The organism is Microbacterium altimontanum (assembly GCF_058349865.2).
Genome location: NZ_JBYRJB020000008.1, coordinates 9484 through 23157 on the forward strand (window position 1 = coordinate 9484; position 13674 = coordinate 23157).

Annotated in this window: 5 protein-coding genes; all 5 read left to right on the forward strand. The window is 66.3% G+C overall.

Going from position 1 to position 13674, the window contains the following annotated elements:
* Nucleotides 1-36: 36 nt before the first annotated feature.
* The 5 genes from drmD to drmC are packed head-to-tail and all read left to right on the forward strand — an operon-like array spanning nucleotide 37 to nucleotide 13672.
* Nucleotides 37-3222: a DISARM system SNF2-like helicase DrmD gene (gene drmD, locus AC3RX1_RS14590; RefSeq protein WP_491501985.1), complete on the forward strand. Its 3186-nt coding sequence runs from the start codon at nucleotides 37-39 to the stop codon at nucleotides 3220-3222.
* The gene (locus AC3RX1_RS14595) at nucleotides 3212-7210 is read left to right on the forward strand and encodes an Eco57I restriction-modification methylase domain-containing protein (protein WP_491501986.1); all 3999 of its coding nucleotides are present in this window, start codon (nucleotides 3212-3214) and stop codon (nucleotides 7208-7210) included. Before drmD ends, AC3RX1_RS14595 begins: the two co-directional genes overlap by 11 nt.
* Entirely contained in the window at nucleotides 7210-10920 is a 3711-nt protein-coding gene (gene drmA, locus AC3RX1_RS14600) for a DISARM system helicase DrmA (protein WP_491501987.1), read from the forward strand. The genes AC3RX1_RS14595 and drmA overlap by 1 nt, the downstream gene beginning before the upstream one ends.
* Complete coding sequence (gene drmB / locus AC3RX1_RS14605; RefSeq protein ID WP_491501988.1) at nucleotides 10917-12974, forward strand: DrmB family protein; 2058 nt, start codon at nucleotides 10917-10919, stop codon at nucleotides 12972-12974. Before drmA ends, drmB begins: the two co-directional genes overlap by 4 nt.
* Entirely contained in the window at nucleotides 12971-13672 is a 702-nt protein-coding gene (gene drmC, locus AC3RX1_RS14610; RefSeq protein WP_491501989.1) for a DISARM system phospholipase D-like protein DrmC, read from the forward strand. The genes drmB and drmC overlap by 4 nt, the downstream gene beginning before the upstream one ends.
* The last annotated feature ends 2 nt before the right edge of the window (nucleotides 13673-13674 follow it).

Here is a 13674-nt window from a genome sequence, read left to right on the forward strand (position 1 = left end):
TGGGGATTTGGGAAGATGAGTAGCGCAACGGTGACGATGAGGACGGAAGAGTCCGCGCGAGAGGTGCCGGAGATCGGCAATCTCGTGAACGTACGAGGTGCGCGCTGGACGGTGACGGACGTGGCCGCACAGTCGCTTCCCCGCAGCAGCGCCGATGACGGCCGGGCGGAGCTCCAGCACGCGGTGGCGATGCAGTCGATCGAAGAGGACCACTACGGCCAGGCGCTCACCGTCATCTGGGAGCTCGAGCCGGGCCGCGGCGTGGTCCGCGAACAGGGCCTGCCCGAGAGCATCCGCGCCGACCAGTTCGATGAGCCGAGGACGTTCGCCGCCTACCTCGACGCCCTGCGGTGGGGCGCGCTGACCAGCGCGGATCCGAAGACGCTGCAGGCTCCCTTCCGCAGCAGCGCCTCGGTCGAGGCCTACCAGCTCGAACCGCTGCGTCGCGCGATCGACGCTCCGCGCGCGAACATGCTGCTCGCGGACGACGTCGGTCTCGGCAAGACGATCGAGGCGGGGCTGGTGGTTCAGGAGCTTCTCCTGCGGCACCGCGCCCGGTCGGTCATCGTCGTGTGCCCCGCGGGCCTGGTGATCAAGTGGCAGGAGGAGATGCGCGACAAGTTCGGACTCGACTTCCAGATCATCAACTCCGAGACGATGAAGACGTTCCGCCGCACGTTCGGCGTGCACGCGAATCCGTTCCGCGTGTACCCGCGCGTGATCGTCTCGATGTCGTGGCTCCCGTCCCCTCGCGCCGAGCGGCTGCTCGAAGAGGTCTACGCCAGCGTCGCTGATGCCCGTACCGCAGACCGCCATGCGTTCGACATCCTCGTCGTCGATGAAGCGCACCATGTCGCCCCGGCCACCCCGAGCCGCACCAGCGCCGACCGTCCGCGATACGCGATCGACAGCCAGCGCACCGTCGCCGTGCGCCGCCTCGCCGAGCGATGCGAACACCGGCTCTTCCTGAGCGCGACCCCGCACAACGGCTACACGGAGTCGTTCACCGCGCTGCTCGAGATGATCGACCCGCAGCAGTTCGCACGCGGTGCCGACCTCGACGAAGATGCCCTGAGAAGCGTGGCGGTGCGACGCCTCAAGAGCGATCTTCCCAACGAAGGGTTCATGCTCCGCGAGGTGCGCCAGCTGTGGTTCGAACCCACTGACGACGAGGCAGAGGCCTACGACCGCCTGATCGCGTTCACGCGGCGCCGCAACGATGCCGTCAAGCAGGAGCGCGGCAAGCGCGCCTCGAACCTCGCCACGATCATCCTCAAGAAGCGGTTCTTCTCCTCGCCCGTCGCCTTCGCGTCAACGGCCGAGGCGTACCTCGCCTCCCGCGGCGACGGCGACGTGGCGCTTCCGGAGTATGACGACATCCTCGGCGACGAGTCCTCCGACGAAGAAGAAGGCCGCCTTGAACAGCCCGAACTCGAGGCGCTCCGCACGGCCAAGCGCGCGCAGGTTCCGCTCTCGACGGCCGACACGGACGACCTCGAGTGGCTCATCAACTGGGGCCGTCGGTACGACGGTCGACCCGACTCCAAGCTCGCCGCGCTGCTCGCACTGATCGACGGCAGCCTGATCGTGCCGGGCTCGGGCTGGAGCCACGAGCGAATCGTGATCTTCACCGAGTACGTCAGCACCCTCGAGTGGCTGAATGAGGTGCTCGAGTCTCGCGGGTGGGGTGGCGAGCGCCTGGCTGTGATCGACGGTGCCACCGACGCCGAGACCCGAGAAGAGATCCGCGCTCGCTTCACGGCTCCGCCGAGCGAGGAACCCGTCCGCATTCTTCTGGCGACCGATGCCGCGGGTGAAGGCATCGACCTGCAGAGCTACTGCCACCGACTGGTCAGCTTCGACATCCCCTTCAACCCGAACCGTCTCGAGCAGCGCATCGGCCGCATCGACCGCTTCGGCCAGACCGAGACGCCGCTGATCTGGCATCCGCGCGCGGCCAAAGATCACCCGAGCCCGTACGCCAAGGACACCGATCTGCTCGCGCGACTGGCGAGCAAGATCGCCAACTCCGAGCACGACGGCGTTTCGGCGAACGAGATCATCGCCCCCGACCTGCAGCGCGAACTCGGGTTCGGGGACGGGCCGGCAAGGCGCGGCAAGACGGATGCCGGCGAGCAGGTGATCAACCGCGTACTGCAGGCCGAACACACGCTCGGTCGCAGCCTCACCCGCCTGGCGGAACGGCTCGTCGACTCGCGCGACCGCATGCACCTGCACGAGGGCAACCTCTTGCGCGTCTTCGAAGAAGGTCTGCGAGTCTCCGGTCAGCCTGCGCTCGTCGAGATCGGCGACCCGATGGAGGAGGGCCGGCTCTTCGAGGTACCGCCAGGTCTGTCACGGACGTGGGTGCCGGCGCTGGCTGGCCTCGACACGCGCTTGGCGCCGGGAGTCCTGCGGCCGCTGACCTTCGACGAGGGGCGGGCGCGCGGCCGCAACGATGTCGTGTTCGGGCATCTCGGTCATCCGCTCATCCAGCGCGCGGCACGAGAGCTGCGCGGTCAGGTCTGGACACGCACCGACAAGGTGCGCGGCGTCAGTGCCGTCGTCGTCGAAGGACTCGACCAGTCGTTCGCAGCTGGCGTGGCGCGCCTGGTGCTGGTGGGTGAGAGCGGGGTGCGGCTGCACGAAGAGGTCTTCCTCGCGGGCACCCGACTCTTCCGACGGCAGGACCTCGGTGTCGACCGGGCTGAGGCGCTGCTCGCCTCCGCTCTCGACGGGTCTCGCCTCACCGCACCGAGCGAACGGGTGCTGGCGCGACTCACCGAAGACTGGACGCGCCAGGCGGGCGAAGTCGACGGTGTGCGCGCACGTGTGAACGATGCGATCGCGCGCCGCGCCGATCGACTCCGTCTCGAGATCGAGGAGAATCTGGAAGGCCGCCGGCGCGCCGACCTCTCGGCCGTCGAGCAGATCTTCCAGCGCTTCCGGGCCACGCTCGAGGGCACCCTCGCGACGGCTGACGAGGCCCGCCGCTCGGGGGAGGACATGCTCTTCCAACTGGACGAGGAACGACAGCAGCGCGAACGAGACCTGGCGCGCGTGCGCACCCGCCTGTCGCTGCTCGACGATGAACTGAGCATCGAGCGAGACGCCGTGGAGCGGCGCTACCGCGATCTGCAGGGGCACACATTCGTGGCCGCGCTGGTCTTCGCGTTGACGCCGGAGGATGCGGAGAAGCTGGGGGCGAACAATGGCCGTTGATACGTGGGAGTGGTTGTCGCTGATCGACGCGGAGGGTCCGTTCCTTTCGCGTGCGGCATTGAAGTCGTTCTATCCGTCGGGGCTGCCGAAGGCGGATGCCGCGGTCGACGACGTGAATGCGACCTTCACCGACGAATTCGTTCGCTGGTCGCGGGCGTGGCAGATCACGTCAGCGGAGGCGTATCAACCTGCGCGCGACCGCTGGGTCGAGGCGGTGCTTCGGACTCTCCTGGACTGGTCGGACGACTTCGCACACGAGCCAGCAGGGATCACGGCTTCGTCGCCGAACGAGTCCGTGACGGTCACGCCGTGGGCCACGCTGAACGGCGAGAGTGGCCCCGAAGCGCTCGTCATGATGGTCGATCGGACCGAGAACCTGCGCCGGACCGGGACGGACGGCTGGTCCGCGAACGCGATCGACCGGATGGCTGTGCTGCTGCACGAGTCCGGCGTATCGATCGGCATCGTCACGGACGGCCGGTGGTGGGCGGTGGTATCGGCGACGAAGGACGTCACGACGGCGAGCGGCGTGTGGGACGCCCTGCTGTGGCGTGAGGAACGGCCGAGCCGCGACGCGTTCTTCGCGCTCGCGAACTACCGGTCGATCGTGGGCCTGCCTGCGGAGAAGAAGCTGTCGCTGCTCTTCGCTGAGAGCGTCGCGGGTGCGGAGCAGATCACCGAGGCCCTCGGCGACCAGGTCCGGCGCGCGGTCGAGCTCGTGCTGCAGTCGATGTCTGACACGCACCTGCGGGCACTCGCGCAAGGCGACGAATCGCCGCTCCCTGCCGACGCCAAGGCGGTTTACGAGGGCGCTGTCACGGTTCTCATGCGGATCGTGTTCCTCCTCTTCGCCGAGGAACGCGGTCTGCTCCCCGAACACGACCTGTACCGCTCGTCGTACGCGATCGCCGAGATCCGCGAGAAGCTGCAGCGCGACGCGACCGCGACGTCGGTCGAAGCGCTCGACCACTCGTGGGAAGCGTGGCACCGGCTCCTCGCCGCGAGCAACGCGGTCTACGGGGGCGCGTCGTTCCAGGACATGCGGATGCCCGCCTACGGCGGATCCCTGTTCGAGCCAGACCGGTTCCCCTGGCTTCAGGCCGTCGATCAGCAGGGCCAGCTCCGGGTTCGTCTGACCGACCGGGCAATGCTCGCGGTGCTCCGAGCCGTACAGACCATCGAGGACGGTGCGATGCGCCTGTCGTTCCGCGACCTCGACGTCGAGCAGATCGGCTACGTCTATGAAGGCCTGCTCGGCTACTCCGCCGAGTACGTCGGCGAAGTCATCGTCGGGCTGAAGGGCAAGGGCGGATTCGAGCCCGAGATTCCGCTGCGCGAACTGGAAGAGATCGCGCATTCCGCTATGGACGCCGCCGACTTCGGCAAGCGGCTCATCGCGCACCTGAAGAAGACGCAGGAGCACGCTAAACCCCAGACTGCGAACCAGCTCGCCAAGACGTTCGGCACCGCGGAAGCCGACGCACACACCCGGCTCCGGCATGCCCTCCTCGGCAACGAAGCGCTCGCGAGCCGCCTCGTTCCGTTCCATGCGCTCATCCGCAACGACCTGCGGGGATTCCCCTACGTCGTCCCCGACGAGGGCCTCGTGATGACAGAGTCCCCGCAGCGCGCGAACACCGGTACTCACTACACCCCGCGCTCGCTGGCGGAGGAAGTGGTCCTGCACGCGCTCGAGCCGCTCGTCTACGCTCCCGGCGCACTCGACACCGAGAACCGGGACGGATGGAAGCTCAAGTCCTCGGCCGAGATCCTCGACCTGAAGGTCGCCGACATCGCAGCCGGATCTGGTGCATTCCTCGTCGCCGCGGCGCGCTATCTCGCCGACCGCCTCATCGAGGCACGCGAGCGGGAAGGGTTCGACGTCAGCCACGAGTCCGACTTGAAGCGGTGGGCCGTGCGCGAGATCGTCGCGCGCTGCCTCTATGGCGCCGACATCAACGGCATGGCGGTGGAGATGTGCAAGCTGTCGCTCTGGCTCATCTCGATGGACCCCGGCAAGCCGTTCTCATTCGTCGACGACCGCGTGTTCCACGGCAACTCGCTCCTCGGCGTCACCACCGAAGCACAGCTCAAGGCCCAGCACATCTACCCCGAAAGCCGCGCCTCACGCACCCCGCTGCGCTGGTTCGACGTCGACAAGGATCTCGAGGACGCCGCGCGGATCCGCCGCGAACTCGCCTCCGGTCAGGTCGACGACGCCGACCGAATGCGCTCCACGCGCGCGAAGCGCGCGCTCCTGGCGCAGTCTGAACAGGTCACCGCGAAGCTCCGCGACCTAGCCGACGGCATCATCGCCGCGGGCCTCTTGGAAGGCGGCAAGCCCGGCAAAAAGCTCGACGACCGGTACGACGAACTCGCCGACGCCCTCCGCACCGCCTACCCCACCGACAACACCGAACCCGACCGAACCCACCTCGACCGGATCTTCGACCAGGGACTCACCCCCACCGTCGACACCGGAGATTCCCACTGGAAACCGCTCCACTGGATCCTCGAAGCACCCGAAGTCATCCACGACCACGGAGGCTTCGACGCCATCATCGGCAACCCACCATTTATCTCAGCCACCGATGCGCCCGCACGCATGGGCGAAAACATCCATGATTGGATTGCGCAAACGATAGGCACAGGCCAGAAAGGGAAAGCGGATCTGGTCGCGTTCTTCATACTTCGAGCGGACCAGCTGTTACGCCGTGACGGAACCAGCGGTCTCATCGCAACAAACACGGTGGCTCAGGGAGACACGCGCGAAGTCGGCCTCGATGTCCTCCGCGCTCGCGGTTCACGACTCTACCGCGCAGTTCGAAGCAGACCGTGGCCGGCGTCGAGTGCTCAGCTTGAGATCTCAATCCTTTGGTCAACGCCGAGGGGTCTTGTGGTCGGAATCCGCCCGTCCCTTGACGCACTGCCAGTGCGTGGGATTTCTACGCTCCTCGAACCGGAAGGACGCGCAACCGGGCTGCCGCAACGGCTCGCAGAGAACCAAGGGATCGCGTTCAACGGCATGAAGATCTACGGGAAGGGCTTCGTGATCTCGGCCACTACCGCGAAGGAGTGGATCGCCGTGAACCCGCGTAACGCGGCCGTCCTCTTTCCCTGCCTGACCGGCGAGGACCTGAACCAGAGGCCAGACATGGCCGCGACAGAGTGGGCGATCGACTTCAACGACCGCTCACTCGCTGAATCTCAGAAATATACAGAACCGTTTGGCCACGTCTTGAGGAATGTGAAACCTGAACGCGATCGTGTCGCGAGAAAGGCCATCCGAGAAGCATGGTGGCAGTACGGCGATAAGCGTCCTGCGTTGCGCCGAGCGAAGGAGCCCCTGTCCGACGTGCTCGCTATCGCTGCCGTTAGCAAGCACGGCCTCTTCGGACGTGTTCCCAGCAAGCAAGTCTTGAACCATAGCCTGAGTGTTGTCGCGACCGAGAGCTTCGCACTTGAAGCAGTCCTGGCATCCGCGCTCCATCAGCTGTGGAGCACGGTCTATGGCTCGACTCTCGAGTCACGCGTGCGCTACAACACGTCCGACTCGTTCGAGACGTTTCCGTTCCCATCGAAGACCAGCGAACTGACCTCGCTTGGAGAGACACTTCATGTCTACCGCAGCGAGCTCATGAGGCGCCGCGCACTGGGGCTCACCTCGCTATACAACCTCGTGTATTCACCCGACGTTGCTGATGACAAAGAAGTTGATGCAATGCGTGCCATTCATGCGGAGATTGACCGTGCTGCGACGAGCGCGTACGGATGGGAAGACATCACGCTCGATCACGGATTCCACACCTATCGACTAATGGAGCGCTGGACCGTTGGCCCCGCAGCTCGCGCCGAGATCCTGGACCGCCTGCTGGAGGAAAACCATCGTCGAGCGGAGCTGGAAGGGAAATCGAATTCGGCGGGGACGACGCCTCCGCCTGGAGAGAGTATCGATGAGTCGGCACGCACCGAGGAAGCACTGTTCTGATGACCGAAGCGATCAAAGCTCCCACCTCAAGTCCCACAACCACTTCCGCCAACGTTCGCGATGAACTCCTCGACCTGATTCGGCAGGATCTTGTCGGGCCATGGGACGGGCTAGGTGAGACAATCATCGGAACGCCGCGAGCCCGCTACCTTGCTGGTGCGCTCGCGCCGATCTCCGTAATCGACGGGACCGGCGGTTCCCTTGCTCCAGACACGGAGCCGGTGACGCTCGACGATGTGCGTTCCGATGACTCCCTCGCCGTGACGGACCTGAGCACAAAGCATGACGTTCAGGGTGTGCCGGCGGACGACGATGAGTCCGTGGGCGAGGCTTCTCCCACGGATTCCGACGAGGACCGCGGTCCGGAGTCGAAGATCATCGCGCCATCGTCCATGGGCATCCGCTTCCAGGTGCCCAGCGATACGACCTCGCTCCGGTTCCGCGCGCGATGGGGCAGATATGCCTCACGGCGCGAGGCCGACGAGAATGGCAGGGTCCAGACCTACTACGACCGCGAGCAGCACGTCGAGCCGGTCACCATCGACATCTCGACGATCGTGAGCGGAGAGGCTCGTCGAGTCGAGATCCCCGGCGAGGACGTCGCAGTCTCCATCGAAGTCTTCCCCACCGAGGACCACCTCGTCGTCGAAACCGCCCTCCTCAACACCGTCGTTACTGGGCGCGAATTGCCTCCCAAGCTCTGGCTCTTCCAGGCCGAACTGGAAGTCACCGCGACAGATGGCGCAGCCGTCTTCCTGCCGACCCGCGACCCGCTCGTGCGCGACCGCGGGTCACGCGATCCCGAGGTCCGCCGACTCGATCTGCTCTACAGGAACAGACTCGAATTCGCGGTCGGACGTACCGCCTCGGCGGAGTGGGACCTCTCCCCCGAGGACCCTCGCCGCGCGACTGCAGTGCGTACGACCTGGCTGCCGACCGCAGAGGTCCCTCAGACGCGCGCGCCGCGGGTGAAGGGCGCGGTCCTGAGCATGCGACGGCTCATGGAATCGAATCCCAACGAACTTCTGACCGGACTCCAGCCGTTGGTCGATGGCTACGCGCACTGGCTTGACAAGCAGGCGCGACGCTCGGAGAAGTTCCCCGACTGGTTGGAGAGTGAAGCACAGATTGGGCTAGACGACGGTGCACGAGCGCTCAAGCGGCTACGTCAGGGCATCGAGCTCCTCGTCGAGAACACAGACGCACAGCGCGCGTTCTGGTTCATGAATCGTACGATGCGCGACCAGCGACTCCGGTCGCAGGTCGCCGCGCTGCGCATCGAGCAGCCCAACCTGTCGATCGCAGACGCGACCGCGCAGGTCGACGCACGCGGCGACGGCGCCGCATCGTGGCGCGCGTTCCAGCTCGCATTCATCCTCATGCAGCTCCCCTCGGTCGTCGATCCGACGCATGTGCGTCGCTCCGCTGACGTCCCGCGCGCAGAGCTGCTGTTCTTCCCCACCGGCGGAGGCAAGACCGAGGCGTACCTCGGTCTTGCGGCCTTCACCTTCGGCATCCGTCGTCTTCAGGGGAAGGTCGAGACACCCGACGGGCTTCTCGATGGCGGCGATGGCGTGGCCGTGCTCATGCGGTACACGCTCCGGCTGCTCACCTCGCAGCAGTTCATCCGCGCGACGACGCTGCTGTGCGCAGCGGAACTCGTTCGCCGCGAAGACCCGACAGTCTGGGGCACGACACCCTTCCGCATCGGACTCTGGGTGGGGTCGAGCGTCAGCCCCAAGCGGTACTCCGAAGCCGCCGAGCAGGTCAAGGACGTCCGCGAGGGCGACGGCAGTTCGGCTTTCGGATTGACCGCACTCCAGTTCGACCAGTGCCCGTGGTGCGGCACCGCGATCAATCCACGGGCGAACGTCGAGGCCGACGACGTCGAGAAGCGCATCCGCGTGTACTGCGGTGACAAGCGCGCCCGCTGCCCGTTCGCAGCAGGAGGTTCTGCAGGTGAGGGTCTGCCGGTGCTCACCGTCGATGATGAGATCTACCGGCATCCGCCCACCTTCCTGTTGGCGACAGTCGACAAGTTCGCGCGACTCGCGCGCGAGGCCGAGGCCGCGAGCCTGTTCGGCTACGTCGCCAAGAAGTGCCCGAGACACGGCTACAAGAATGCGGACACGGCACCGGATGTCTGCAACGCCGAGCATCACAATGCCCGCACCGCGAACGGTCGCACCTATCCCGCAACGGATACGGCACCCATCGGTCGCCTGCGTCCGCCGGACCTCATCATCCAGGACGAGCTGCACCTCATCACCGGCGCGCTCGGCACCGCCGTCGGGCTGTTCGAGGGTGCAATCGACGTGCTATCCACCTGGAAGCGCGGGGATGCGGCATCCGCGAAGGCCGTGAAGCCGCTGGTGATCGCCTCGACGGCGACGATCCGCAAGGCGCCCGACCAGGTTCTGAACCTCTACGCGCGCGAGGTGGAGGTCTTCCCCCCGCAGGTGCTCAGCGCGAGCGACACCTTCTTCTCGAAGGAAGTGCCGCTCGACGAGGCGCCTGGTCGCAAGTACGTCGGCGTGTGCCTCCACGGTGCACGTCTCACCCTCGCCGAGATCCGTCTGAGCGAGATCCTGCTGCTCGCCGGGCAGAAGCTCTTCGACGAGCATGGCGCGGCCGCCGAGCCGTACCTCACACTCGTCGACTACTTCTCAGCGACACGCGAGCTCGCCGGCATGCGGCGATACCTCGAGGACGACGTCACGACACGAGTCGGCAACCCGGACAAGTCGAGTGGATACCCGCGGCGGCGCGTTCCGCTCCAACTCGGGGAGCTGACCTCGCGCATCTCGTCCAGCGAGATCGGACGCACGCTCACCCACCTCGCGTCGCCGTTCGATGCAGAACTCGATACGACCAGCGGTCGTGCGCGGATCGCGGCGAGGCTGAAGGCCGGCGAGACGCTGCCGGGACGCGAACTCCCCTACGACGTCGTCCTCGCGACATCCATGCTGCAGGTGGGGGTGGACGTGCCGAGACTCGGGCTCATGATGATCGTCGGCCAGCCGAAGAACACTGCCGAGTACATCCAGGCATCCTCCCGCGTCGGCCGTGAGAGCTCGAAGCCCGGACTTGTGGTCACTCTCGCGAACCGCGCCCGCCCCCGCGACATGGCGCACTACGAGCAGTTCGAGCACTATCACGACACGTTCTACGCGAACGTCGAGGCTCTTTCCGTCACCCCGTACTCCGAGGCATCGCTCGAGCGCGGGCTGACCGGGCTCATCGTGTCGGCGGCGCGCGTGATGGACACGGCAGCGGGCGCGAACGTGACGTTGTCGCCCGATTCCGTGACGGGCGCGGGGCGCATCGCTCCTCGGCGGAACGCCGTCGATCAGCTGGTTGACGCGCTCGTCGCCCGAGCCGCGCAGGCCGGGGGCACCAAGCCCGCCCAGCTCATGAAGAGCAAGCTCGTGCTCCGGCTCGACCGGTGGACGGAGAAGGCCACTGCACAAGGCGGCGGGCTGACGTATGCACGGAAGTCCCTTCCGAACCAGCATGTCGAGCAGCTGCTCGAGAGCCCCGAGGACACGATCGGAGAGGATGGCGACCGCCTGTTCCAGGTCACGAACTCGATGCGCGAGGTGCAGCCTGAGATCGACCTGCTCGTGTCGCCTTTCCCGGGCAAGCTCACCGAACCTGTGACACCGGGCACTCCCCCGTGGACGTTCACCCCGAAGAAGGACGCGAAGTGACCGACGAGACCGTTGCCGATGCCGCGCCGGGCGTAGCGGGAGACGTCGCCGATCCATTCGCCGACCCCTCGCACCCGACGAAGAATCGAGCGCGCATCGGATCCATCCGACCGAACGCGATGCTCTACACATCGGGGATCGGCGCGACGGTGGACTTGCCGCACCTCGCGGTGATGCCTCAGGGCATCGACGCGTGGGACAAGGCGTACGCGCGCATGGGCGACCCGACCCTCGTGCTGATTCCGCGCCTCATCGAAGCAGTCCGACGGCAGCTGGGGCGCCAGGTCACCGAGCTGCGGCAGCCGCCCTGGATGCCGGAGCAGCCCGGCATGGGTAACTCGACGCCGATCGGCATACCGACACGCGTCTTCCCGCAGTGGCTTCGTTGCACCGGGTGCGACCTGCTCGCGCCGGTGTCGGCGAACGCCTTCGTGTTCGAGAACACGCGAAAGCACCGCCCCGACATGGCGCGCTTCGTGCACAAGGGCTGCAAGGGGCGATTCAGTGGAGCAGCGCGCGACCGCGTCGCGGTGCCGGCGCGCTACATGATCGCGTGCACCAACGGGCACCTCGATGAGTTCCCCTACAACGAGTGGGTGCATCGAGCAGATGGCCACCGCACCGAATGCGTCGCCCAGCCGAAGCTCAAGATGATGGAGTGGCGATCGAACCTCGGCCCGCAGGTCACCCTCAAGTGCGCGCAGTGCGGCTCGTCGCGCAACATCGCTGAGCTCACGCGCGCCGGAGGCGAGGCGAGCCTGCCGAATTGCCGCGGGCGCCACCCTCACCTGCCCACCTACTCCGACCCGAAGGCACCCTGCACCGGTGAGGTACGACTCATGCTGCTCGGCGCGGCGAATCAGTGGTTCCCGGCGACGATCAGCCTGCTGGTGCTGCCCTCGCGCAAGGAACCGACGCCCCAGGACACCGTCGACGAGGTGCTCGGCCTACCTGCGTCGCAGGTGGCGAAGCTGACCTCTCTCGCGGCGGTCATATCCTGGCGCGAATTCGCCCCCGCGAGCATGGTGGAGAAGTTCGCGGCGATCTCAAGCGAGGAGCTGTGGCAAGCAGTACAGATCGCTCGAGGCGACCTGCCGCCCCTGACTCAAGTCGCGCCGGGTCCTGTGGGCTACGACCCGAATTACCTGCTCGTTCCCGAGTGGCAAACGCTCACTCATCCGGATGAGTTCCTCACCGAGGATCGCAGGAATGGGTTCAAGGTTCATCCCGTGCCCGTGGCGCCTTCACTGGCGCCGATCGTGTGTGAGGTCGTTGCTGTCGACCGCATCCGCAAGGCCAACGCCTTCATCGGCTTCACCCGGATCGACGCACTCGACCGCGTGGGCGACGACGCGACGCGCATTGCGCCCATCTCGATCGACGGCAAGCCGACGTGGGCGCCGGCGACCGAAGATCGTGGCGAGGGCGTCTTCGTGCGCTTCGACGAGTCGCTCGTCGATACCTGGGAGAAGAACGCGCTCGACTCCGATGTCTGGAAAGCACACGTGGCTGCTCACCAGCGCAACCTAGGGCGTCGACAGAGCACGACCTCAGCACGTATCGACGCGGACAAACGGATGCCGCCGCCCCGCTACTGGGCGCTGCACACGCTGTCGCATCTGCTCATCCGGCGGATGGCGATGTCAAGCGGGTACGGATCGGCGTCACTCGCGGAACGCATCTACGCCTGGCGCGAGAGGGACGACCGCCCGGCTGCCGCCGGCATCCTGATCACGACGACGTCGCCCGACAGCGAGGGCACATTGGGTGGGCTCGTGAGCCTCGCAGAGACCGATCGCCTCGAGTCGGTATTGCTCGACGGACTCCACGCGGCGCAGCGCTGCTCATCGGATCCGATCTGCAGCCACCGGCTCCCGAGTGATCAAGAGGACTTCCTGCACGGCGCCGCATGCCACTTCTGCGCGTTCCTGTCGGAGACATCGTGCGAGCGTGCGAATCGGTTCTTGGACCGGCGGTTCGTACTCGACCTTCGTGGCGGTTCGCTCGACATGACGCCGTTGCTGGCCGGCATCTCGGTGAGTATCAACGCATGACCGATCCCTTCGTCGTTCTCGCGACGCGCCTGTCAGGTGCTCAGCTGCTGCGCATGGCTTCGAATCTCGAGATCGACGGCAATCTGCTGAAGGCGAAGGCAGCCGCCGGGGGCGACTCCGAAGCCGAGGCGGCGCTCACTGCTGCGTTCGGCATGTTGGGCGACGAGGGGCTCGCGTCTGTCCTGGAGGGGTTCGCTGCTGCGCGCGCCTCCGGTTCGACGGATCTGCTCGCAGTATGGAGCGGGCCGACGTTCGCGGGCGACGGCGACCACACGACTGCCGCAGTCTCGCACTTGATCGACGAAGCAACCGAGGATGTGTTCGCTTCGACGTACTCGGCCACGCCCGATTCGGACTTCGTGAAAGCGCTCTGGAAGGCGATCGCGCGCGGGGTATCTACGACGATCCTGCTCGACACGAGCGTGAAGCAGGGTCAGACTGCCGCCATGCTGCAGAAGCGACTGCACGGTGCGAAGTTCCTCACCTACGAGTCGACCACCGGCGAGTACGTCGCGCAGCACTCGAAGGTGGTGCTGATCGACGCGTCGATCGCGTTCGTGACGAGCGCGAACTTCTCGGATGCCGGCGCGCACCGCAATCTCGAGGCAGGTGTGATCGTCCGGGACGCGGACTTCGCGTCGAAGATGCGGCAGCGATTCCGCGAACTGGCTGCCGTTGGCGAGCTGAAGGCGCTGTAGGC

Bases quoted from the DNA above. Each gene is read 5' to 3' on its own strand.
- drmD (WP_491501985.1), top strand. From the start codon at position 37: ATGAGGACGGAAGAGTCCGCGCGAGAGGTGCCGGAGATCGGCAATCTC.
- AC3RX1_RS14595 (WP_491501986.1), top strand. From the start codon at position 3,212: ATGGCCGTTGATACGTGGGAGTGGTTGTCGCTGATCGACGCGGAGGGT.
- drmA (WP_491501987.1), top strand. From the start codon at position 7,210: ATGACCGAAGCGATCAAAGCTCCCACCTCAAGTCCCACAACCACTTCC.
- drmC (WP_491501989.1), top strand. From the start codon at position 12,971: ATGACCGATCCCTTCGTCGTTCTCGCGACGCGCCTGTCAGGTGCTCAG.